We start from the raw sequence: 290 nt of genomic DNA on the forward strand, positions 1-290 counted from the left end.
ATCCCGGTGATCAACCTGGACCGGGTCTTCCCCGACAAGCTGTCCTACCGCACCTGGATCGGCGGCGACAACTACGGCATGGGCGTGGCCGCCGGGCACTACATCGGCAAGAAGCTCAAGGACAAGGGCGTGGCCAGCCCGGTCATCCTGGAGATCCAGGGCATCGCGACCCTGCCGCTGACCCAGGACCGCAGCAAGGGCTTCGAGGACGCGCTGAAGACCTACGGCTTCAGCGTGACCGCCAAGCAGGACGCGCAGTTCACCGTCGAGTCGGGCACCAAGGTCGCCGC

The 290-nt window shown here is 66.6% G+C and carries 1 protein-coding gene; it reads left to right on the top strand.

Features of this window, described 5'->3' with window-relative positions; all coding sequences use genetic code 11:
• Positions 1-290: substrate-binding domain-containing protein (locus ACSC1Q_RS43225; protein ID WP_436764550.1), on the top strand; the 290-nt coding region annotated here is incomplete at both ends.

The organism is Streptosporangium heterodermiicola, assembly GCF_051390675.1.
Taxonomy (GTDB): Bacteria; Actinomycetota; Actinomycetes; order Streptosporangiales; family Streptosporangiaceae; genus Streptosporangium.